Origin of the sequence: Bacillus sp. 0209A (genome assembly GCF_036765095.1) — a bacterium.
Classification (GTDB): domain Bacteria; phylum Bacillota; class Bacilli; order Bacillales; family Bacillaceae; genus Bacillus; species Bacillus subtilis_G.
In genome coordinates, this window is the sequence record NZ_JBAIZV010000001.1 from 963,350 (window position 1) to 984,857 (window position 21,508).

At 44.9% G+C, this 21,508-nt stretch carries 21 protein-coding genes; 5 read left to right on the forward strand and 16 right to left on the reverse strand.

Features of this window, described 5'->3' with window-relative positions; all coding sequences use genetic code 11:
- Positions 1–8: 8 nt before the first annotated feature.
- The 3 genes from V6D44_RS04325 to V6D44_RS04335 form a co-directional block, all read right to left on the reverse strand.
- Complete coding sequence (locus V6D44_RS04325) at positions 9–980, reverse strand: ABC transporter substrate-binding protein (RefSeq protein WP_087991273.1); 972 nt, start codon at positions 978–980, stop codon at positions 9–11.
- A gap of 259 nt (positions 981–1,239) precedes the next feature.
- Positions 1,240–2,232 (reverse strand): NADPH:quinone oxidoreductase family protein, encoded by a 993-nt coding sequence (locus tag V6D44_RS04330; RefSeq protein ID WP_087991272.1) that lies wholly within the window; start codon positions 2,230–2,232, stop codon positions 1,240–1,242.
- Positions 2,233–2,302: 70 nt separating this feature from the next.
- On the reverse strand, positions 2,303–2,752 hold the full coding sequence (locus tag V6D44_RS04335) for a GNAT family N-acetyltransferase (RefSeq protein ID WP_202328483.1): 450 nt from the start codon (positions 2,750–2,752) through the stop codon (positions 2,303–2,305).
- A gap of 442 nt (positions 2,753–3,194) precedes the next feature.
- On the opposite strand from V6D44_RS04335, the gene aprE reads away from it, so the two are divergent.
- On the forward strand, positions 3,195–4,340 hold the full coding sequence (gene aprE / locus V6D44_RS04340; RefSeq protein ID WP_202328484.1) for a subtilisin AprE: 1,146 nt from the start codon (positions 3,195–3,197) through the stop codon (positions 4,338–4,340).
- 38 nt (positions 4,341–4,378) lie between these two features.
- Here the strand turns inward: aprE and V6D44_RS04345 are convergent, their stop codons facing one another.
- The gene (locus tag V6D44_RS04345) at positions 4,379–5,656 is read right to left on the reverse strand and encodes a M48 family metallopeptidase (protein WP_087991269.1); all 1,278 of its coding nucleotides are present in this window, start codon (positions 5,654–5,656) and stop codon (positions 4,379–4,381) included.
- Between the two features lie 148 nt (positions 5,657–5,804).
- On the opposite strand from V6D44_RS04345, the gene V6D44_RS04350 reads away from it, so the two are divergent.
- Positions 5,805–6,200, forward strand: a complete 396-nt coding sequence (locus V6D44_RS04350) for a hypothetical protein (protein WP_087991268.1) — start codon at positions 5,805–5,807, stop codon at positions 6,198–6,200.
- 39 nt (positions 6,201–6,239) lie between these two features.
- Here V6D44_RS04350 and lcfB read toward each other — a convergent pair whose 3' ends face one another.
- The 4 genes from lcfB to V6D44_RS04370 all read right to left on the reverse strand — a co-directional run bounded on the left by lcfB (position 6,240) and on the right by V6D44_RS04370 (position 10,350).
- Positions 6,240–7,781 (reverse strand): long-chain-fatty-acid--CoA ligase LcfB, encoded by a 1,542-nt coding sequence (gene lcfB, locus V6D44_RS04355; protein ID WP_087991267.1) that lies wholly within the window; start codon positions 7,779–7,781, stop codon positions 6,240–6,242.
- A 117-nt stretch (positions 7,782–7,898) separates the two neighbouring features.
- Positions 7,899–8,543, reverse strand: a complete 645-nt coding sequence (locus V6D44_RS04360) for an SDR family oxidoreductase (protein ID WP_087991266.1) — start codon at positions 8,541–8,543, stop codon at positions 7,899–7,901.
- 64 nt (positions 8,544–8,607) lie between these two features.
- A complete protein-coding gene (gene lplJ / locus V6D44_RS04365; RefSeq protein ID WP_202328486.1) occupies positions 8,608–9,603 on the reverse strand; it encodes a lipoate--protein ligase LplJ in 996 nt (331 codons plus the stop codon).
- A gap of 12 nt (positions 9,604–9,615) precedes the next feature.
- Positions 9,616–10,350 (reverse strand): MBL fold metallo-hydrolase, encoded by a 735-nt coding sequence (locus V6D44_RS04370; protein WP_087991264.1) that lies wholly within the window; start codon positions 10,348–10,350, stop codon positions 9,616–9,618.
- A 157-nt stretch (positions 10,351–10,507) separates the two neighbouring features.
- Between V6D44_RS04370 and yhfH the strand changes: the two genes are divergently transcribed.
- Positions 10,508–10,642, forward strand: a complete 135-nt coding sequence (gene yhfH / locus V6D44_RS04375; protein WP_032732181.1) for a protein YhfH — start codon at positions 10,508–10,510, stop codon at positions 10,640–10,642.
- Positions 10,643–10,908: 266 nt separating this feature from the next.
- A complete protein-coding gene (gene gltT, locus V6D44_RS04380; RefSeq protein ID WP_087991263.1) occupies positions 10,909–12,198 on the forward strand; it encodes a glutamate/proton symporter GltT in 1,290 nt (429 codons plus the stop codon).
- Positions 12,199–12,235: 37 nt separating this feature from the next.
- Here the strand turns inward: gltT and V6D44_RS04385 are convergent, their stop codons facing one another.
- From V6D44_RS04385 to V6D44_RS04400, 4 genes are all read right to left on the reverse strand, one after another.
- On the reverse strand, positions 12,236–12,643 hold the full coding sequence (locus V6D44_RS04385) for an ASCH domain-containing protein (protein ID WP_087991262.1): 408 nt from the start codon (positions 12,641–12,643) through the stop codon (positions 12,236–12,238).
- Positions 12,640–13,695 carry a M42 family metallopeptidase gene (locus tag V6D44_RS04390; RefSeq protein ID WP_087991261.1) on the reverse strand — a complete coding sequence of 352 codons (1,056 nt, stop codon included), beginning with the start codon at positions 13,693–13,695 and terminating at the stop codon, positions 12,640–12,642. The genes V6D44_RS04385 and V6D44_RS04390 overlap by 4 nt, the downstream gene beginning before the upstream one ends.
- 134 nt (positions 13,696–13,829) lie before the next feature.
- The gene (locus V6D44_RS04395; protein ID WP_176365276.1) at positions 13,830–14,066 is read right to left on the reverse strand and encodes a hypothetical protein; all 237 of its coding nucleotides are present in this window, start codon (positions 14,064–14,066) and stop codon (positions 13,830–13,832) included.
- Positions 14,067–14,102: 36 nt separating this feature from the next.
- Positions 14,103–14,879, reverse strand: a complete 777-nt coding sequence (locus V6D44_RS04400; protein ID WP_087991259.1) for a YhfC family intramembrane metalloprotease — start codon at positions 14,877–14,879, stop codon at positions 14,103–14,105.
- Positions 14,880–15,008: 129 nt separating this feature from the next.
- Here V6D44_RS04400 and fabHB point away from each other — a divergent pair, with 129 nt between their 5' ends.
- Positions 15,009–15,986: a beta-ketoacyl-ACP synthase III FabHB gene (fabHB, locus tag V6D44_RS04405; RefSeq protein ID WP_087991258.1), complete on the forward strand. Its 978-nt coding sequence runs from the start codon at positions 15,009–15,011 to the stop codon at positions 15,984–15,986.
- A 41-nt stretch (positions 15,987–16,027) separates the two neighbouring features.
- Here fabHB and V6D44_RS04410 read toward each other — a convergent pair whose 3' ends face one another.
- From V6D44_RS04410 to hemH, 4 genes are all read right to left on the reverse strand, one after another.
- Entirely contained in the window at positions 16,028–18,355 is a 2,328-nt protein-coding gene (locus V6D44_RS04410; RefSeq protein ID WP_087991257.1) for a YhgE/Pip domain-containing protein, read from the reverse strand.
- A gap of 70 nt (positions 18,356–18,425) precedes the next feature.
- Positions 18,426–19,001, reverse strand: coding sequence for a TetR/AcrR family transcriptional regulator (locus V6D44_RS04415; RefSeq protein ID WP_087991256.1), 576 nt, complete (start codon positions 18,999–19,001; stop codon positions 18,426–18,428).
- A 145-nt stretch (positions 19,002–19,146) separates the two neighbouring features.
- Positions 19,147–20,559, reverse strand: coding sequence for a protoporphyrinogen oxidase (gene hemY / locus V6D44_RS04420; protein WP_202328488.1), 1,413 nt, complete (start codon positions 20,557–20,559; stop codon positions 19,147–19,149).
- Positions 20,560–20,573: 14 nt separating this feature from the next.
- Positions 20,574–21,506 (reverse strand): ferrochelatase, encoded by a 933-nt coding sequence (gene hemH, locus V6D44_RS04425; RefSeq protein WP_333516288.1) that lies wholly within the window; start codon positions 21,504–21,506, stop codon positions 20,574–20,576.
- Between the last annotated feature and the right edge of the window lie 2 nt (positions 21,507–21,508).

Genomic DNA, 21,508 nt, shown 5'->3' on the forward strand with positions numbered 1-21,508 from the left:
TTTTCCTTTTATTTCTTCACAGTCGGCATCTCTCGCTGAAGCTCATCCAAAATGGCATCCGCTCCGTCCACACTGCGGCGCAGAGACCATACCGCACGGTCCACGTGGTACACATGGCCGTTTTTCACTGCCTTCAGCTTCTTCCAAAGCACATTCTTTTCGATCGGGCGTTTGCCGTCCGCGTCAATGTCATCTGTTTTTCCTGTCATCAGGATGATGACATCCGGATCTGTTTTCAGCAGCTGCTCAAGTGTCATTTTCATGTTCACTGAGTCGCCGCCATTGCCTGATTCACTGTTATCTGACGTGCTGATCGCATATTGATAGCCGACCTGTGTTAAAAGTCTGGATGTAAAGAAATTTTCATCTCTGGCCATAATTGTATCATTTGTATTTCCAATTAACAGCACGGATTCGCTGTTAGCACTGATTTTTCGTTTTGTCTCATTTAGCTTTTCCTCATGCGCCGTCAGCTTTTTCTCCATTTCCTTCTCCTTGCCGACCGCTTTTGCAATCGTAAGTGAAGCGTCAATTGTATCCTGATAATCCGCGTTTAAATTATCAAGCGCAATCGTCGGTGCGATTTTTTTGAGCTGATCGTATACCTTTTTATGCCGGGTCGTATCGGCAATAATTAAATCCGGTTTTAATGAAGCTATTTTTTCCACGCTTGGCTGTGAGCGGGTGCCGACAGATGTGTAGCCGTCAATTTTCTTCAGCACATCCTTGTTAATCAGCTGCTTCGCTTTATTGTCATCGGCCACCCCTACAGGTGTAATGCCGAGATCAAGCAGCGTGTCGATAAAACCAAGTTCAAGCACAACAACCCGCTTCGGATGCTCAGGCACATTTGTCTTCCCTAAATCGTGTGTTACCGCTACTTTATTTTCTTTGCTGTTTTGATTGCCGCTTGAAGACGAGCAGGCCGCTGTTAAAACAGAAAGAAGCAAAACTGTAAGAATCATCAGTGCTTTTTTCATATGTCCAAGTCTCTCCTGTATGTAGTTTCTAAGGGTAAGATATCCAAGAGATAGTATAACACGGAATGAGAATCATTATCACTAACTTTTTTTGAAATGAGAAGAGAAAGTTCAGCTTACAGGAAAAACTTGTTTTTCATTGTAATGAAGCAGGACGATAATGGCAAATGAAAAATTATTTTCAGGGCGCAGCAGTACAAACCCATGTACATAAAAAAGCTTGCAGAAAAACATAGCTTTTCTCTGCAAGCTGATCCTGTTAAAGCTTCACAATGACTCTTCCTTGAATGCGATTTTGCAAAATATCTTTTAGCGCAGCCGGCGCTTCCGCCAACGATACTTCCCTATCCACGATGGCCAGCAGCTGATCTGGTTTAAGATCAGAAGACATGCGCTCCCACACAGTGGCTCTGACATCCATCGGACAGTACACTGAATCGATTCCGAGCAGGCTGACCCCGCGAAGAATGAACGGATACACCGTTGCAGGCACTTCTCCCCCGCCGGTTAAACCGCTTACCGCGACAGATCCGCCATATTGGATTTTGCTTAGAACCGAGGCAAGCTGTTTTCCGCCGACAGGATCAACCGCTCCCTGCCATTGCTGCTTGGACAGCGCCTTAAGCGTTCCGTCATAGACATCTTCCCTGCTGATCACTTCGCTTGCACCAAGCTGCTTCAAATAATCAGCGGCCTCCGGGTTTCCGGTGCTTGCCGCCACATCATAGCCCCGCTTGTTCAGCATCGATACTGCAATTCCGCCGACACCGCCGGTTGCTCCAGTGACAAGCACGCTCCCTTTTTCCGGAGACAGGCCGTTCTGTTCAAGCCGGTGCACCGATAACGCCGCGGTAAATCCCGCCGTTCCGTACACCATCGCTTCTTTTAACGAAAGATTCTGCGGCAAAGGCACCAGCCAGTCACCAGGCACTGAAGCATATTCACTTAATCCGCCATCGCGGGAGACACCGAGCTCATAGCTTGTCGCAATGACCTCATCCCCCTCGGCAAAACGCGGGTCATTGGAAGAGACGACCGTACCCGCGGCGTCAATGCCCAAAATAAGCGGATACTCTCTGACGATATTGCCGCCCGTTTTTCCAGCCAGACCATCTTTATAATTGATGCCGGAATAAGCCATTTTAATCAGGACACCATCTTTCGGCAAATCCTCTGTTGACATGGTTTTCACATGGACTGAAACATCATCGGCATTTTCCTCTGCCAGCAATGCTTGAAATAACGTTGACATTCGGTACACTCCTTTTCGTTTTTATTGTAACCGAAGAATGTTCCAAAAACCAAATCATCAAGCTTCAATTTCACTTCGCCGGCACATTGAGACGATAATGGACAAATGCAGTATCCTCTTCATAGCCGTTTTGCTCATATAAGCTTCTTGCCGTCAGGTTGTGGTGTTCAGTCTGAAGCGATAAACGACTTGCCCCGTTTTCCGCAGCATAATCCTTTGCGGCAGACAGCAGCTGCCCGCCAGCTCCCTTTGTTCGCGCATGAGGAGCGACGAATAAGTCATTTAATATGTAGATTCTTTTCATTGACACAGAAGAAAACGTTGGATAGAGCTGGGTAAAACCTATGAATTCTCCATTTTCTTCAGCTATCAAAATAATAGACTCGTGATTTTCCAGACGCGCTTTCAAAAAAGCCTCTGCCCCTTTCAGATCGGACGCCTGCTTATAAAATTCCCGATACTGGTTAAATAACGGCGTGATGGCTGCTGCATCTGATGTCTTTGCTTGGCGAATGTTCATCTCATTTCTTCCTCCCTCTCTATAATCGCTTTATTTTAACTTTAATAGAATTTTCTGCAAAGTTCATTTTTCAGAATACTTTTATCATCATACATAGAAAAAATATCACGATAATATCCATTGACCTCACGGAAACACATGCAGGTCATTTGAAGGATTTTTTTCGACAGGAATTTGCTAGGGCTCAGGAGCATTTAACCTGAAAAAGCTTGGCATTTCAACATAATGAACATTTGCTCATGTCTAATTTCATTCTTTTCTGTATGAAATTAGTTGCTTCGAGACTCTACAGAAATTGCGAGAGATGATATACCTAAATAGAGATAAAATCATCGCAAAAAAATAGGTCTACTAAAATATGATTCCATCTATTACAATAAATTAACAGAATAGTCTTTTAAGTAAGTCTAGTCTGAATTTTAAAAAAGGGAGAGTGTAAAGAGTGAGAAACAAAAATTTGTGGATCAGCTTGTTGTTTGCGTTAACGTTAATCTTTACGATGGCGTTCAGCAACATGTCTGCGCAGGCCGCCGGAAAAAGCAGTACAGAAAAGAAGTACATTGTAGGATTTAAACAGACAATGAGTGCCATGAGCTCCGCCAAGAAAAAGGATGTTATTTCTGAGAAAGGCGGAAAAGTTCAAAAGCAGTTTAAGTATGTTAACGCAGCCGCAGCAACATTGGATGCAAAAACAGTAAAAGAATTGAAACAAGATCCGAGCGTTGCATATGTGGAAGAAGATCATATTGCACATGAATATGCGCAATCTGTCCCTTACGGCATTTCTCAAATTAAAGCGCCGGCTCTTCACTCTCAAGGCTACACAGGGTCTAACGTAAAAGTAGCTGTTATCGACAGCGGAATTGACTCTTCTCATCCTGACTTAAACGTGAGAGGCGGAGCAAGCTTCGTACCTTCTGAAACAAACCCATACCAAGACGGCAGTTCTCACGGCACGCATGTAGCCGGTACGATTGCCGCTCTTAATAACTCCATCGGTGTTCTGGGCGTAGCGCCGAACGCATCGTTATATGCAGTAAAAGTTCTTGATTCAACAGGAAGCGGCCAATACAGCTGGATAATTAACGGCATTGAGTGGGCCATTTCCAACAATATGGACGTGATCAACATGAGTCTTGGCGGACCTTCTGGTTCTACAGCGCTGAAAACAGTAGTTGATAAAGCCGTTTCCAGCGGTATTGTCGTTGCTGCTGCAGCCGGAAATGAAGGCACGTCCGGAAGCTCAAGCACGGTCGGCTATCCTGCGAAATATCCTTCTACCATCGCGGTAGGTGCGGTAAACAGCAGCAACCAAAGAGCTTCATTCTCAAGCGTAGGTTCTGAGCTTGATGTGATGGCTCCTGGCGTATCTATCCAAAGCACACTTCCTGGAGGCACTTACGGCGCTTACAACGGAACGTCAATGGCGACTCCTCACGTTGCCGGAGCAGCCGCTTTAATTCTTTCTAAGCACCCGACTTGGACAAACACACAAGTCCGTAATCGTTTAGAGAGCACTACAACATACCTTGGAAGCTCTTTCTATTATGGAAAAGGGTTAATCAATGTACAAGCAGCTGCACAATAATATCAAAAAGAAGCAGGTTCCTCCATACCTGCTTCTTTTTATTTGTCATAATCCTGTTCTGGTTTATTCTCTTCTTTTTCCGCGTGTTGAATCCGCTCCATAATCGAAGGGTGGCTGCCTCTAAAAATTTTTACAAGCACCGGAGGATCAACCTGGCTCAGTCCCGTCACGGCCAAATCCTGAAACGTTTTAACAGCTGCTTCTCTGTTCTCCGTCAGCTCGATCCCATACTGGTCAGCCTGATTCTCCTGATAACGCGAGACAGCATGAGAAAAAGGCGTGACCGCAAAGCTCAAAACAGACACCAAAAGCAGCAACAGCGGCAAGGCTGCAAGGTCATGCCGTCCCTCCAAATGAAACATACTGCGGGTAAAGCGGACCGTCCGCTTATAAAGCTTATCAATGACATAAAATCCAGCGAGCGACACGAGCAAATAGCCAGCCAATCCGATATAGACGTGCTTCATGACATAATGGCCCATTTCGTGGCCCATAATAAAGAGAATTTCTGAATCGTCAAGTTTGTTCAGCGTCGTATCCCACAATACAATCCGTTTGTTGGCTCCGATGCCTGTGACATAGGCATTAAGCGCATTTGTTTTTTCAGACATATTCACTTCATATACATGATCAGCCGGAATCTCGGCTTCTTCTGCCAGCTCTAAAATCTTGCTTTCAAGCTCTTTGTTTTTCAGCGGATAAAAATCATTGTATAAAGGATCGATAATGACAGGCTGAATAAAAAACAGAAACAGCGAAAACGGCACTGTTAACAGCCAAGCGTATAACCACCATTTTTTTTCATGCCGTTTGATCAGCCAATAAAACACAACAACGCAAAGCGTAAAGATCGGAAAGCTGATCCAAAAGTCTATAACCTGATCCTTAGCCCAGCTGGCCGCTGTCTGTGTGGAAATGTTGTAATCAAGCGATACTTGATAGCCTATCCAATCTAAAGGCAGCGTCACCAACGTTGTGATCAGCGAAAGCACAAACACAAAACCAATGATCTGCAAAAACCGAAAAGGCACGGCCGCTTCCATCCATTTCTTTATTTTCTTTGAAACGCCGCTGACCAGCAATACAAAGAACAGAAACCAATCAAGAGGAATCCCGATAAAAAATAAAAAATTCTTTACATTTGAATACTGCTCCGCCACTGCCAATTCAGACGGCTTCATAAAAGAAGCCGGGTCAGCCTGCGTCCCTTTCACAGCCTCCGGTACTGCGGAATCACCGGACAGAAAAAAATACCAATAAAAAAACAGCCCGTACAGCACGTAAGCAAGCCCTGCCGCCGCAATCCACTTGCGCATAACGCCTCACTCCTCACATCAACCCGTTACTTCTATTGTAATCATAAATTCAAATTTTTAGAACCAAGCTATGCGCCGTACTTTTCCGCCCTTTTAAGCATGGAAAGCCCGATCACTGGGAAAACTAACAATGTTTGGAGTGATGCAAATGAAAAAATTAGTGGCAGCCATCGTGGTTATCGGTCTTGTGTTTCTTGCATTTTTCTATCTTTACAGCCGGTCAGGTGATGTGTATCAATCGGTAGATGCGGATTTGATCACGCTGTCTTCAAGCGGCGGGGAAGATATCGAGATCGAAAGAAGGCAGAATGTCAAAGATATGCTGGACATTATGAATCAGGGAAAACAGCTGAAGACAGACAAAACATCAACCCCTGATTACGAAGGGACAATCAAGTTTCATAAAGACCGGTACGACTCATTCAGACTATGGATTGACGGCAGCCAGCAAGCCGTTTATTTGAAGGACGGCACGTACTACAAATTAAATAAAAGCGACACAAAGGCGCTGCTGAACATTGTGAAAAAAGAAGCAAAGGATTGAAAATGAAAAAGCGAAGCTTCGCCGCTTCGCTTTTTCATATTATTGAGGCAAAATATCTCTCAGCGCCCGCCTGAGCATTTTCCCCGTCGCGTTTTTCGGAATGTCGTCAAGAAACGTTATGGCGGCAGGCCGTTTGTATTTTGCCAGATGTTTTTCACAGTGCTGCATGATGTCTGCTTCTGTTACGCCAGAGTGTTTCGGTACAACATACCCTTTTACCGCTTCCCCGCTTTGGGCGTCCGGCACGCCGATGATAACCGCCTCCTTGACATCCGGGTGGCGGTACAGCACTTCCTCCACCTCACGAGGATACACGTTGTATCCTCCTACAATGATCATGTCTTTTTTACGGTCAACAATGTAAAAATAGCCGTCCTCATCCCGTCTCGCTAAGTCCCCCGTATAAAGCCACCCGTCTTTTAACGCATGCTTTGTTTCCATCGGCATTTTATAATAGCCCTTCATCACATTGGGGCCTTTTACGATCAATTCGCCGACCTGATGATCGGGCAGCTCGCGTCCGAGGGGATCTACGATCTTGTTTTCGACATGTAAAATACTTGTCCCGATGGAGCCCGGTTTTCTGCCTCTGTCAAACGGGTTAAAGCATGTAACAGGTGAGGCTTCCGAGAGCCCGTAGCCTTCCAAAATGGTAACGCCGAATTTTTCTTCAAACGCCGTCAGCAGCGCGACTGGCATGGCTGCGCCTCCCGAAATGCACAGCCGGACGGAAGAAAAATCATCTTTCTTGCTGTTCTCATGCTGAAACAAGTAATTATACATCGTAGGAACACCTGCAAAAATGGTCGCCTGCTGCTGCTTAACGAGCTTAAAAACAGATGCCGGACTGAATTGAGGTTCAATTAAGACAGTTGCGCCGCTCATCAGCGGAGCATTCATGCAGACCGTTAAACAAAACACGTGAAACATAGGAAGAGCGCAGACGACATTGTCCTTCTCATCCATTCCCAAATAGCCGGCGACATCGTTGGCATTGCTGTACAGATTTTGATGGGTCAGCATCGCGCCTTTCGGTTTTCCGGTCGTTCCTGACGTATATAAAATAACCGCGTTATCATCAGGAACAAGCTTTGGGCTTTGTTTAGCGGCAGATGTCGGGCGCGCTATTTTTGCAAACGTTGTCATTTTCATTCTGACCTCTGGGTCTGAAGCTTCGGGCTCGGCATCTCCCGTCTTACATAAAATGACGAGCTCAACCTTCGGCAGTGATTCATGCATGCTTTCATAAAGCGGCAAAAGCTGATCAACACCCACGATCGCTTTTACATCGCCATTTGTCAGCATATAACCGATTTCTGTCGGCGTATACATCGGATTGATAGGCACGGCCACGACCCCAGCCTTTAACGCACCAAAAAATGCGATGATAAAATCCGGCGAATTGCCAAGCAGCAAAGCAAGATGGTCCCCTTTCTCCATACCGGCTTCCTGAAGGCCGTCCGCAAACCGCTGAATTCTTTCATTCAGCTCCTGATACGTCATCATGTGATCCTTAAACCTGCATGCGATGCTGTCGGGCTTCTCAGATGCTGTCTCTTCCAATTTCGAAACGAGATTCATTCTCCCACCCCTTATAGTGAATGAACAGTCATTCATTATTGAAGATAAGCTTTCTCTTTCATTATAGAGAAACACAAAAAAACACTCAAGAGCAAAAAGCCCCGAGTGTCATTCCTGTTATAGCTTCTTTAATGCTTCGGCAATCGGTGTATCTCCTTCTGTCAGATCAAAAGCCCGATTTTCCGTATTGGTTTCATCTAAAGAAGCAATGACCGTTTTCGCCACGTCATCACGGGAAATGAATCCCCGTTCCAGATCAGCGGCTGCTGAAACACTTCCCATTCCAGGCTCATTGCGAAGGCCTGCCGGACGGATAATTGTATAGGTTAAACCGCTGGATTCGAGAATTTTATCAGCGTAATGCTTGGCCACATAATAAGGTTTAAGTGATTCATTCCAGTTTTCACGGTTGTGGGCTTGCAGGGTGCTGACCATAATGAACCGTTTGATGCCCGCGATATCCGCAGCTTCAATGGCTTTTGCCGCTCCGTCCAGATCAACCAGCAGCGTTTTATCATAGCCAGTGCTGCCGCCGGAACCCGCTGTGAAAATGATCGCGTCGCAGCCTTTTGCCGCGGCGGCGATTTCATCCGGGCTGCCTTCCAGATTCGCAAGCACAGCTTCTGCACCGGCAGCTTCGAGAGACGCTTTCTGTTCTTCTTTTCTGACCATCGCTCTGACGGAATGGCTAGGGTTATCTTGGAATAGGGAAACGAGTCTTTGTCCGATTTGTCCGTTCGCTCCGATTAACAACACTTTCATGTGAATCCCTCCTGCCTCCATTATTTCAAAAACACAATCGCTCTTTCAAACAATGTGTTTCGCCTTAATAAATCAGATCAAGGAAATCCTCTTTCGTAATGTTCCCAAAGTAATGCTTGAGATTCACACCTTCCAGCACATCAGCAATGGCGCTGCGTTCATATTGTTTTCCGACCAGCAGGTTCTCAATTTCAGATACATCACCGACACCGAAGAAATCTCCGAAGATTTTGCAGTCCTCAATTTTGCCTTTCTTGACTTCCAAGCGTAAATCAATTGACCCGATCGGATAACGTTTTGAATGATTAAGGTTAAATTTCGGTGAGCGGCCGTAGTTCCAATCCCAATTCTGATAGCGCTCTTTCGAAATTTGATGAATAACCTCCCAATCTTTTTCTGTCAGCTTATACTCCGGCACGTTTTGAATGTCATTTGTGTTGAAAATATGCCGAAGCAAATGGCTGCGGAATTCCTCCGTGGTCATTTTATCATCAAGAAACTCACTGATGTTTGCCACGCGGCTTCTGATTGATTTGATGCCTTTTGATTCAATTTTATCCTTTTTCACCTTTAATGCTGACACAACATGATCAATGGCAGAATCAAACATGAGGGTGCCATGGCTGAAAATGCGTCCTTTAGTCGAAAACTGGGCGTTTCCGGATATTTTCCGGCCACCCGCTACAATGTCGTTCCGGCCGCTCAATTCCGCTTCAACCCCGAGCTGATGTAACGCCTGAATCACCGGCTCAGTGAACTTTTTGAAGTTATGAAAGCTGTCCCCGTCGTCCTTTGTAATAAAGCTGAAGTTCAAATTCCCCAGGTCATGATACACAGCGCCTCCGCCTGATAAACGGCGGACGACGATAATCCCGTTTTCTTCTACATATTTTGTATTGATTTCTTCTATTGTATTTTGGTTTTTGCCAATGATAATAGACGGCTGATTCACATAAAAAAGCAAATACGGCTGTTCAGGATCTAAATGTTTTACACAGTACTCCTCGATAGCAAGGTTGATCCGCGGATCATTGATATTTTGATTGTCGATAAATAACATGGTGCTCCTCCTTTATCCTTCCCACACAAAACCTGATGTTGCAATATTCACTTCGCCGTTAAAAACGGTTTTCGCTTCTTCGCGAAGATTGTTATGAACGCCTAAATGAGGCAAATGCGTCAGCAGCAGCTTTCCCGCTCCCGCTTCTTTTGCAATTCGCCCGGCTTCCAGGCTGTTCATATGGCCTGCGCTTGTCCCGTCTTGATCGGCATAAAAATTGCATTCTGAGATCAATAAATCGGCATTTTCCGAAAACGGAATAAATGAATCCTGATAGCTGGAATCTGCCGTATAAACGACAGTATGGCTGCCATCAGTAATCCGCATGGCATAGCACGTCACCGGGTGAATCGTTTTTAAAAAGGTGATTGTAAACGGACCGGCAGTCAACGGCTGATCCGGCTGATAGGCAATTCCTTTCGTATGTGTTTTATATGTAAGCTTTTGAAACTGTTCTATATCAGCATCATGTCCGTAAATCGGGAGCGTATGCTCTCCTTTGCCGAGAAACGAACCGACCTGCTTGGCAAATTGCAGCGGCCCGATATCTGCGATATGGTCATGGTGATAATGAGACAGAATCACCGCATTCAGCTTTTCCGCCGGTACATATCCAAACAGCTTCGATAATACTGCACTGCCGCAATCGACAAGCAACGAGTAATCACCTGACTGAAACAAATAGCCCGACGTCGCTTCATTTGCGGCCGGAAAACCGCCATAGCATCCGATAACTGTAACTTTCATAATGTCCTCCTATCTTCTCAAGAAAATTGATCCTCCTTCAATATACCCATTTTTCTTAAAAAAAGCATGTTTTAAACATTGTATCAAAACAGTTATTGATTTTTTAAAACTGTTATATTACAATGAAGACACTACAAAGGGGAAAGAGGGATTGGTTATGCTAGAAAAAATGACTGATTTTTTTAGAAACCTGCCTCCGAAAAAGTGTGCAGAATGCGGAAAAAAGATAGATGAACAGCATGAATGTTATATAAATATTTGCAGCGACTGTATAAAAATAAATGATATGTAAAGGGGCGAAAATCTCACACATAAAGTGTGAGATTTTTTTATTCGTTTAACTTCTATATATTTAAATAATAGTCAGGTTAGGTCAAAGCTCACCCGTTTTTAGATAATTCTGGTGATTTATATTGTGTTTTACAATATTATTTATTTTCTAAATATAATTTACTATAGACGAATTCATTTCTTATCTATTATAATTTGATCTAATAGTGAGATTAAATATATGTCAATTCATGATATATGTTGATACTTTGTTTTGGGAGGTAATCTATGAAAAGAATAAAGTTTGGATTAGCCACACAAATATTCGTTGGACTTATTCTAGGTGTTATTGTTGGCGTTATTTGGTACGGCAACCCAGCATTGCCTGCTTACCTGCAGCCAATCGGGGATCTCTTTTTACGCTTAATCAAAATGATAGTGATTCCTATTGTTGTCTCCAGCTTAATCATCGGTGTAGCCGGCGCAGGAAATGGAAAGCAAGTCGGTAAATTAGGCTTCAGAACGATTCTGTACTTCGAGATCATTACGACTTTTGCCATCATTCTCGGACTAGCACTTGCAAACATCTTCCATCCGGGTACAGGAGTTAATATACACGAAGCTCAAAAATCAGACATCAGTCAATATGTCGAAACTGAAAAAGAGCAAAGTAATAAAACAGTAGCTGATACGTTCCTACATATTGTGCCGACAAACTTCTTCCAATCCTTAGTCGAAGGAGATCTTCTTGCCATCATCTGCTTTACGGTGCTATTTGCATTGGGTATTTCTGCGATCGGTGAAAGAGGCAAGCCTGTATTAGCCTTTTTTGAAGGTGTGTCCCATGCCATGTTCCACGTTGTAAACCTCGTGATGAAAGTGGCTCCATTCGGTGTTTTCGCGCTTATCGGAGTGACTGTGTCTAAATTTGGACTCGGTTCTCTTCTTTCTCTCGGAAAGCTCGTCGGATTGGTGTATGTCGCACTTGCTTTCTTCTTGATTGTCGTGTTTGGAATTGTCGCAAAAATTGCCGGCATCAACATCTTCAAATTCCTTGCTTACATGAAGGACGAAATCTTACTGGCGTTCAGTACGTCCAGCTCTGAAACAGTTCTTCCTCGCATCATGGAAAAAATGGAGAAAATCGGTTGCCCGAAAGGCATTGTTTCATTTGTCATTCCAATCGGATATACGTTTAACTTAGACGGTTCCGTTCTCTATCAATCTATTGCCGCGCTGTTTTTGGCACAGGTATACGGTATTGATTTGACGATTTGGCACCAAATTACGCTTGTGCTCGTCCTAATGGTCACATCTAAAGGGATGGCTGCCGTGCCTGGTACTTCTTTTGTCGTCTTGCTTGCGACACTTGGCACTATCGGCGTTCCGGCTGAAGGACTTGCCTTTATTGCCGGCGTAGACCGCATCATGGACATGGCACGTACAGTTGTCAACCTGACTGGTAACGCGCTTGCTGCCGTTGTGATGTCTAAATGGGAAGGCATGTTTAATCCTGCGAAAGCAGAAACTGTCATGTCCCAAGCCAAAGCAGACCAAAACGCAACCATTTCCGGTTAATGAAAAGCCTGCGGGGTTCTTGCCCCGCAGGCTTTTTTTAGTCATGAACAAGCTCAAACAGCTCTGTCATCAAAACTGTATCCTCATTCAGCTCTAATTCACCGTTTTTGATCAGTTCCGCCCATGCCATCCGATGGTCTTCCTGAAATTTCTCAATTCGATCTCCATTGCCCTCTCCTTTGACTAACCTCATATCAGGTGCTCCAAAGGTCGTTTCAAACACATCTGTCACTTTTATATTGCATCTCGGATTGTCATGCTTATCATAAACGGTAACAAGCTGTCCCGCCGTTTGATACACTTCACTCAATTCATCTTTTGAATATAAAGATTTCGGGGCGCACGTGGCTGTTTTTTCTCCGGCGAGGATTTGCTGAATCAGCTGTTCCCCTAAGCCGTCATCTCCCTCCCAGCCGAATGTGCTTTTCATCTCATAAATGTTCATTCGCCTTTCTCCTCTGCCATCGGTGACTGTACATAATAATACAGAAGCTTGGCTGTATGGCGAAGAGATGATTGATGAGTGCGTTCAAATGCATGCGAAGCGTCAATTCCCGGCCCGATGAGTCCATGAACAATATCATGCCCGGATTTGATCGCTGCTGACGCATCCGACCCGTAGTATGGATAAATATCAAGCTTATAGTCGATATGATGCTTCTCGGCTAAATGGACTAAATGCTTTCTCAGCTGATAATGATACGGCCCGCTTGCATCCTTCACACAGATGGATACTGTATATTCATCTGTCGCCTGCCCGTCACCGATTGCCCCCATGTCGACCGCCAAATATTCAACTGTTTCAGGAGGAACATTCGAGTTCCCGCCGTATCCGATTTCTTCATTATTCGAAATAAGAAAATGAGTTGTATATGGAAGTTCAATTTCTTCTGTTTGAATTTGATGTATTAAGCGCAGCAATAAGGCGACGCTTGCTTTGTCATCCAAGTGGCGTGATTTAATAAATCCGCTTGATGTGATCTCGACACGGGGATCAAACGACACAAAATCTCCGACGCCAATGCCAAGCTCTTCCGTATCTTTCCGGCAGTGAACAGGTTCATCAAGGCGAATCTCCATATTCTCTTGATTCCGCTCAGCTTTTCCCGCGTCTTTGTATACGTGCACGGACGTTTGATGCATTAAAATGGTTCCTGTATACGTTTTTCCCGATGCGGTTTCAATTTGGCAATATTCCCCTTCAATCGAATTGTAACGGAAGCCGCCGATCAAATCGATTTTCAGCCGGCCGTCAGCTTTAATTTCTTTCACCATAGCGCCGAGCGTATCAACGTGCGCCGTCAGCATGCGATGCCGGGATGTGTCGCGTCCGGGAAGGGTGCCAATTAAGCCGCCCTTATGGTTCCGAACCGTTTGTACCTTCCATTCTTTTAAAAGGCTTTCAATATAATTGATCACCTCATATGTATTTCCTGTCGGGCTTGGGATTGATACAAGTTCTTTAATGAGCTCCATCGTTTTACGTACGGACGACATAGGACATTCCTCCTTTTATTTTTCTATTTAAAATATACTCTTTTCCCGAGGGACCCGTCCAATCTTTTCCTATCAGTCTCTCATATGCTGTAGAGAGCATGGGAATAGGAGGGATATCTATGTGCTGTCGTCATTCACATGAACGGAAACATCATTGTCGTGATTGGTTCGATGATTTTTGGTTCTTTGACGAGTGGTTCGATAAAGATTTCCATTGCAAGAAAAAGAAAGAATGCCATGACCCTTGCGAGAAGAAGAAAAAGAAACACCATTGTTTCTCTTGTAAAAAACACAGACACTGTTGCTGTCATTTCTAAAGACTGAATCAGAAATATTCTGATGACCCATGCTTCATGAATATTTCCATTCACATTTTTCCAAGCGGGCTGTACTGCTGCTTGGACTTTTTATTGAAACAGCCTATTTGCTTTTACAATCCAATAGACTGATACAGCCGCTATGAGAGCAACAACGATTTCAACAACAGCAGCATGTTCTATTATTCTTTTTTGGTATAAAACCGCCGGTACATTAAAGAGCGCATGTAAAAGGATAGAGTACAGCAGAAACTGCGGCCGGCGGCTTTTAATCGCATACAGGACAAGCAGGGACAGCCCGATTTGGACAGCAATGGCACTGATTCTTTCTATTCCGCCCAGCAGCCATTCATACGGAGGCGTATGCAGCAGCTGTTCCTGAATCGGCAGAAGCGCCTGTTTGATGTCGTCATTAATCAAAAGCTGTTCAAATGTTCCGCTATTGATCGCAAATGCGTATACAATAAGTGAGATAGAGGACAAGCCTGTAATCAGTACAGCCTCAAGCCCGCCATGGCCTGCCCCAAAAGCCAGTCCATCCGCCCAAGCATGATGGCGCTTCATAAAAAACCGCATCATGATATACCTTCCGCATTCCTCAAAAATCCCGGCCATCAAGCAGCCGTAAATGCCATACCACAATGGATTCTGCATGGCTTCTTTCGTCATTTCATTTACTTGCAGCACATAAACATGAACGCCGCCCTCCAACAGCTGGGCAAAGACAAAAAACGTGAGAGCGCCAATAAAGAACACCTTAAGCGAGGCGCCATACTTACGCTTAAACCATACAATCAGCCCGATTGGCAATAAAAACGCAATAGCCCCTGATAGCGCCATAAAGACTACCGCTCCTTGACTGACCATTTTTCAGCCTCCTTTTTCTTTTTCATAGATTCTCTATTTCACATTTTCTCTTTTTTTGCGAAAAATCCTCTTTTTTAGTACCAGATACTAATATCTAGTGTTATAATCTGATCACAAGGAGTGATTCATATGTCAAAAGCGAAAATTACAGCTATCGGCACCTATGCGCCGAGCAGACGCTTAACCAATGCTGATTTAGAAAAGATCGTTGATACGTCTGATGAATGGATTGTTCAGCGCACAGGAATGAGAGAACGCCGGATAGCGGATGAACAGCAGTTCACCTCTGATTTATGCATCGAAGCGATAAAGGATCTCAAGAGCCGTTATGGAGGGACACTTGATGATGTCGATATGATTCTTGTTGCCACTACAACATCCGATTATGCCTTTCCGAGTACGGCATGCCGCGTGCAGGAATATTTCGGCTGGGAAAACACAGGCGCTCTGGATATTAATGCGACGTGTGCCGGGCTGACATACGGCCTTCATTTGGCTAATGGATTGATCACATCCGGCCTCCATCAAAAAATTCTCGTCATCGCCGGAGAGACATTGTCAAAAGTAACGGATTATACCGATCGAACAACATGCGTGCTGTTCGGTGACGCTGCGGGGGCGCTGTTAGTTGAACGAGATGAAGAGACGCCTGGATTTCTTGCGTCTGTCCAAGGAACAAACGGGAACAGCGGAGATATATTGTACCGTGCCGGGCTGCGAAATGAACTAAATGGGGTTCCCCTTGCTGATTCCGGTAAAATGGTTCAAAATGGCCGTGAAGTGTATAAATGGGCAGTGAGAACCGTCCCCCGCGAATTTGAACGCCTTTTGCAACAGGCAGGGCTGACAAGCGGCGAGCTCGATTGGTTTGTCCCTCACAGCGCCAACTTGCGCATGATCGAATCGATATGTGAAAAAACACCGTTCCCGATTGAAAAAACGCTCACCAGTGTCGAATATTACGGAAACACGTCTTCTGTTTCGATTGTTTTGGCACTTGATCTCGCAGTCAAAGCCGGGAAGCTGAGAAAAGATCAAACCGTGATGCTGTTTGGGTTTGGCGGCGGATTAACCTATACAGGATTACTTGTTAAATGGGGTATGTAACAAAAAAAGAACTTGTTTCGAAGGAAACAAGTTCTTTTTCATTATGAAGCCGGCTGTTCTTCCGATGTTTCTTCCTTCCGGCTTAGCATCATAAAGTAAGTAATGCTCAGCAATATCATAAAGAGGGCGATGCCAATTAAGACGCCGGCCATCTGCCACATGTAGCCAAAATCGCCGTTTGAAATGACCGCTCTGAATCCGTTAATGCTGTAGGTCATCGGCAATGCGCCGTGGATGACTTGATAGAAATTCGGAAGCAATTCCAGCGGGAATGTTCCTCCGCTCGCTCCCAGCTGCAGCACTAAAATAATCACTGCGATAAACCGTCCCGGATTGCCCATCGTTGTGGCCAAAAATTGAATCATCGCCAGGAAAGCAAGACTCGTAATGATCGTGAACACGTAAAATCTCCACGTGCTCTCAACCTCGAGGCCGATTCCCAGCAGAAGAACCGTTGCCACTATCAGTGATTGAATGATTCCAACGAGCATCATAACGTTGAATTTGCTGAAGAACCACTCAAAACCGTTTCTCGGACGTCCTGACGCTTCCTTCAGCGGGAAGACAACCGTCAGCATGATGCCGCCGACATACAAGCCCATTGACAGGATATAAGGTGTGAGCCCTGTTCCATAGTTAGGAACGGAATGAATGGCGTCATCATTCGTTTTAACAGGATCGGCAAACATGCCGTATGTTTGATCGTCAGCATCGATATCTCCTGTTTGATCTGCCGCGTCCTTCAGCTTACTAGACAGCTCTCCTGTGCCGTCCAATAGCTTGCCTAAACCTGTATCAAGTGATTCAGATCCATCTGCAAGTTTTGATGATCCGCTTTGGACTTGTTTAGACCCGTCTAACAGTTTCAGCAAACCGCCGGATACTTGGCTGCTTCCTGTCACCAATTGCTCTGAGCCTGCTTTTGCTTTTGCGAACTGCTTATTATATTCACCGATACCGGCTGTCAATTTATTTTGGCCATCTGTCAGCTGCTGTGAAGCATTGTATATCTTCTCAGATCCAGCAGTTAATTTGTCAATCGCATCTTGAGTGGCTTTTGCGCCGTTATAAAGCTTAGAGGTAGCTTCCGGTAATGCCTTCACCTGTGCAACCTCTGCTTTCACATCTTCCAATGAGCTTTTTATCGTTGCAATGTCAGGCAGCTGATCAGCAGCAGGAAGCTGGCTTAACATTTGATCAAAATCAGGCGCATCAACTTGCGGAAGCTTCTTTTCAACAGAATTGATCAGCTGGCTTTTTTGCTCCGCAGTTAAGAAGTCACTCGAATTGATGAGATTTTTAAATGCCTGATCACGGTTTTTCAAGCTGTTTTCAAAGTCAGTCAACTGTTTTTTTAATTCCTTCATCGCTGTTTCTGACTTTTCCAGGTTGTTGACAGCTGTTTCAAGCTTCGTTAAATCGAGCGCATTGATGAGCTTTTCCGCTTTTGCTGCTTTCTCAGAACCTTCTTGGGCTTTACTGTTGAGCTGATCCAGTCCGTTTGTGAGATTAGGCAAGCCCTGCTGCACCTTTTGAAGGCCGGCATTCAGTTCATTCAGTTTGCCCGTTATCTTGCCTGATCCTGCGGCAAGCTTCCCTGAGTTTTCATAAATCGTATTGCTGCTGTCCTGGAATTTTCCGAGCGAGCTGTCAAGCGATTGGATGCCGCTTGTTACCTTTGCCGCTCCATCTGCAAGCTGCGCCGTTTTGTCACTGATGGTGGCGGTGCTTTCCTTCAGCTTCTCCAAATTTTCTTTCAGCTGGGCGCTTCCGTTTTTCGCATCCTTTGTGCCGTCATCAATTTTTTTCGCGCCGCTGCTCGCGTCGCTCAAACCCTTGGCGATATCTTTAAAGTTATCAAAAATGACTTTCGTATATTGCTCGGTCACTTCTTTAGAAACAGAGGCTTTCAGTTTATCGATCGCTTTTTCACCGATCGTTGCCCCTACATAGTTGGATCCGGCATTTGTATGGTATTTCAGATCCAGCTTTTTCGGATTTTTGTCCAATACCGTGCTGGCATTCTTAGAAAAATCCTCAGGAATCTCGACAACCAAATAGTATTTTTGATTTAATAAGTCCTTTAACGATTGGTCAAGATCACTGGAAAAATGCCAATCAAAGTTGTTATTATCCTTTAATTCTTTGACCAGATCATCACCGATTTGGAGTTTTTCTCCTTCATAGGTTTCTCCTTTGTCTTGGTTGACGACAACGACAGGGAGCTGGTCAACTGTGCCGTATGGGTCCCAATAAGCCTTTAAGAACACGCCGCTGTAAATAAGCGGGACAAACAAAATGGCAATGATGGGAATTAATAATGTTTTACTCGTTACGATGTCTTTCCACTGACTTCGTATTGTGTTCATCCTGATGCCTCCATTCTAAAACTGACTCATCATGAAAAATGGTCATTTTCTTGCAAAAAGAAAGGATTATCTAGTTGGCTGACAATCCTTTGACAACATACAATTCAAGCAGTTCCGCAATTGTCTGTTTATCAAGCGGGGGATGCTGTTTTTCCCAATCAAAAATGAGTGCGATATAAAGCTTCAGCATCACAAAAGCTGTCAGCTCAGGGTCGCACGGCTTGATTGCACCGCTTTTGATCCCGTTTTCTATCTTATCTTTCATATAAGATAGAAGACCACGCTCCATTTTTTGGATGACGTCCTGAACGGCCATTGTACCAATTTCAGCGTTTTCTTGGAAAATCTTGATCGTCAGCTGATGTGTTTTCCTGAACTCGAGAATGGCAAACAGCGCTCTGTGCACATTTTCATGGAATGGAAGATCCGGCTCCATCGCTTCGTCCGCTTTCTGCTTCATTTCCTTCAATAAAGTTGTGAAAATCTCGTCAAACAGCTCTTCTTTGTTTTTGAAAAAGGTATAAATGGTTCCCTTCCCCACATTCGCAAGCTTTGCCACTAGGTCCATTGTCGTCGCTTTATAACCGAACTGCGTGAAAGACTTTGTAGCAGCCTCTAAAATGAGCTTTTTTCGATCTATTGACATTGTCTATCACCTCGAAACTGACCGTTTGAACATTTTAGTCATTAAGTACATATGCAAATGTATCATAACCCGATGATCAATTCAATCATTTTTTACACAATATTGACATTCCCCACCAAAAAAACCTCCGCCGCAGCGGAGGGTTTTAGCTGAATAAATAGGTGAGCGCGTCAGACACGGCTGCTTTTCCTTGATCGATGCAGTCGGGAATTCCGACACCTTCAAAAGAAGCGCCTGTCATGTAGACACCCGGATACGCGGAGGCCAGTGCTTCGCGCAGCTCTTTGATGCGCTGCTTATGGCCGACATGGTACTGCGGCATGCTTTCATGCCAGCGGGTGACACATGCCATTTCCGGCTCCCCTTTTATGTTCATGACTTTCTTTAAGTCTTCTAACACAAAATTGATAATGTCGTTATCTGAGAGATCGACAATGGATTCGTCTCCGGCTTTCCCGACATATGCACGAAGCAGCGTTTTGCCTTCCGGCGCTGCGTGCGGCCATTTTTTGTTCGTCCACGTACAGGCTGTGATCGCGAAATCACTGTTTCTTGAGATCACAAAGCCCGTGCCCTCATGCTCCATTTGAACGGCGCCTTCAGGGAAGCCCAAGGCGACATTTGCCACGGATGTGGAGTGCATATTTTTCAAATGAGAAATGGCAGGAAGCTCTGAAAGCATTCCCGCAGCCGCTTTATGCGGAGCAGTCACAATCACTGAATCAGCATCAAGTGTGACTCCGTTATCCAACTCGAGTGAGTAGCCAGCGCCACCGTTGCTGATCTTGGTCACTTTTGTGCCTTTGTATATCTTCGTCAGCTTTAATTGCTTTTCGATCTCTTCGACAAGAGTCTGCAAACCGGTTGACAGGGTCTGGAACTGCCCTTGCTTTTTAGCCGTCAGCTGCTGGCCGGCGCCTTGAGGCCTTGTTTTTTTCATGCCTAGAATTAAACTTCTGTGCTTTTGTTCCGTCTGGTAAAATTGCGGAAAAGTCGACATTAGGCTGAGCTTGTCAATGTCGCCAGCGTAGATGCCTGATAGAAGCGGCTCGATTAAATTCTCAACCACTTCATCTCCGACACGTCTGCGGAAAAATTCTCCCAATGACTGGTCGTCTTTTGATTTGCTTGCAGGCAGGATGAAATCCATAGCGGCTCTTGCCTTCCCAGACAGAGAAAACAGACCGGTTGAAACGAACGGCGCGATTTTTGTCGGTATCCCCATTACGGCGCCTTTCGGCATTGGATGCAGAGTGCGGTTTACAAGCACATAGGATTGTCCTGTCGCATTGTTGACAAGTAAATGTTCAAGGCCTAAGTCTTTGACAAGCTCCGGAGCGCTTTTCTTCCGTTCCAGAAATGAGTCAGGCCCTCGTTCGATGATATAGCCGTCTTTTTTGACAGTCTGGATTTTCCCGCCGACTCTCGGACTTGCCTCAACGAGCGTCAGCTCAAGCGGCAGATCTTTTTCTTTGATTTCTTTTTCCATATAGAAGGCGGCGGCTAAACCGGTAATGCCGCCGCCGATGATGACTACATGTTTTTTGCCGTCACTCATGTTCATCGCCTTCTTTAACGTCCTAATTTTTTTAATACAACTGTTGCTAATGCATCAATAAATTCCGGCTTTGCATTCGGCATTTCCGGGCGGTAGTAGCTTGCGCCTATATCGTCAGTGACCACTTTGCATTCATAATCATTATCGTAAAGCACTTCTAAATGATCCGCTACAAATCCGACAGGGACATATACAAATGCCTGATAGCCTTTTTGTTCGAATAAATCACGTGTTAAATCCTGTACATCGGGTCCGAGCCAAGGATCAGGCGTGTTCCCTTCGCTTTGCCAGCCGACAGCATATTCGGAAACGCCTGCGCCTTCAGCAATCAATTTCGCCGATTCATGAAGCTGGTTCGGGTACGGGTCTCCAAATTCTTTGATTTTTTCCGGCAGACTGTGGGCGGATACGATGAGCATCGCCTTTACTCTTTCATCCTCAGGCATTGACGCATATGTTTCCTTCACTCGGTCAACCCAGTATTTCACGAACTTCGGTTCATCGTACCAGCTTTCAACAGACGTAATCGTTAAGCCGCCAAGTTTTTCAGCCTCTTCTTTGGCACGTTTGTTGTAGGACTGCACGCTGAATGTGGAGAAATGCGGTGCCAGCACGATGCTGACTGCTTCTGTGATGCCGTCCTTATGCATCTCTGCCACAGCGTCTTCAATAAACGGCTCGATGTGCTTCAGACCGATATACGCTTTAAATGTAATCTCGTCCTGAATGTCATTTAAGTGCTGTTCAAGCTTGTGCGCCTGCTCTTCTGTGATTTTGGCAAGCGGTGAAATGCCGCCAATTGCTTCGTATCTGTCTTTTAAATCTTGAAGCATTTCAGGTTCAGGCTTTCTGCCTCTTCTGATATGTGTATAATAACGTTCGATATCTTCTTCTTTATAAGGCGTGCCGTACGCCATAACGAGAAGCCCCATTTTCTTTCTACCCACTG

Excerpts from the sequence above, each read along its gene's own strand:
- V6D44_RS04325 (WP_087991273.1), bottom strand. The coding sequence starts at position 980 with ATGAAAAAAGCACTGATGATTCTTACAGTTTTGCTTCTTTCTGTTTTA.
- V6D44_RS04330 (WP_087991272.1), bottom strand. The coding sequence starts at position 2,232 with ATGTCAACGTTATTTCAAGCATTGCTGGCAGAGGAAAATGCCGATGAT.
- V6D44_RS04335 (WP_202328483.1), bottom strand. The coding sequence starts at position 2,752 with ATGAACATTCGCCAAGCAAAGACATCAGATGCAGCAGCCATCACGCCG.
- V6D44_RS04345 (WP_087991269.1), bottom strand. The coding sequence starts at position 5,656 with ATGCGCAAGTGGATTGCGGCGGCAGGGCTTGCTTACGTGCTGTACGGG.
- V6D44_RS04350 (WP_087991268.1), top strand. The coding sequence starts at position 5,805 with ATGAAAAAATTAGTGGCAGCCATCGTGGTTATCGGTCTTGTGTTTCTT.
- lcfB (WP_087991267.1), bottom strand. The coding sequence starts at position 7,781 with ATGAATCTCGTTTCGAAATTGGAAGAGACAGCATCTGAGAAGCCCGAC.
- V6D44_RS04360 (WP_087991266.1), bottom strand. The coding sequence starts at position 8,543 with ATGAAAGTGTTGTTAATCGGAGCGAACGGACAAATCGGACAAAGACTC.
- lplJ (WP_202328486.1), bottom strand. The coding sequence starts at position 9,603 with ATGTTATTTATCGACAATCAAAATATCAATGATCCGCGGATCAACCTT.
- V6D44_RS04370 (WP_087991264.1), bottom strand. The coding sequence starts at position 10,350 with ATGAAAGTTACAGTTATCGGATGCTATGGCGGTTTTCCGGCCGCAAAT.
- yhfH (WP_032732181.1), top strand. The coding sequence starts at position 10,508 with ATGCTAGAAAAAATGACTGATTTTTTTAGAAACCTGCCTCCGAAAAAG.
- gltT (WP_087991263.1), top strand. The coding sequence starts at position 10,909 with ATGAAAAGAATAAAGTTTGGATTAGCCACACAAATATTCGTTGGACTT.
- V6D44_RS04385 (WP_087991262.1), bottom strand. The coding sequence starts at position 12,643 with ATGAACATTTATGAGATGAAAAGCACATTCGGCTGGGAGGGAGATGAC.
- V6D44_RS04390 (WP_087991261.1), bottom strand. The coding sequence starts at position 13,695 with ATGTCGTCCGTACGTAAAACGATGGAGCTCATTAAAGAACTTGTATCA.
- V6D44_RS04400 (WP_087991259.1), bottom strand. The coding sequence starts at position 14,879 with ATGGTCAGTCAAGGAGCGGTAGTCTTTATGGCGCTATCAGGGGCTATT.
- fabHB (WP_087991258.1), top strand. The coding sequence starts at position 15,009 with ATGTCAAAAGCGAAAATTACAGCTATCGGCACCTATGCGCCGAGCAGA.
- V6D44_RS04410 (WP_087991257.1), bottom strand. The coding sequence starts at position 18,355 with ATGAACACAATACGAAGTCAGTGGAAAGACATCGTAACGAGTAAAACA.
- V6D44_RS04415 (WP_087991256.1), bottom strand. The coding sequence starts at position 19,001 with ATGTCAATAGATCGAAAAAAGCTCATTTTAGAGGCTGCTACAAAGTCT.
- hemY (WP_202328488.1), bottom strand. The coding sequence starts at position 20,559 with ATGAGTGACGGCAAAAAACATGTAGTCATCATCGGCGGCGGCATTACC.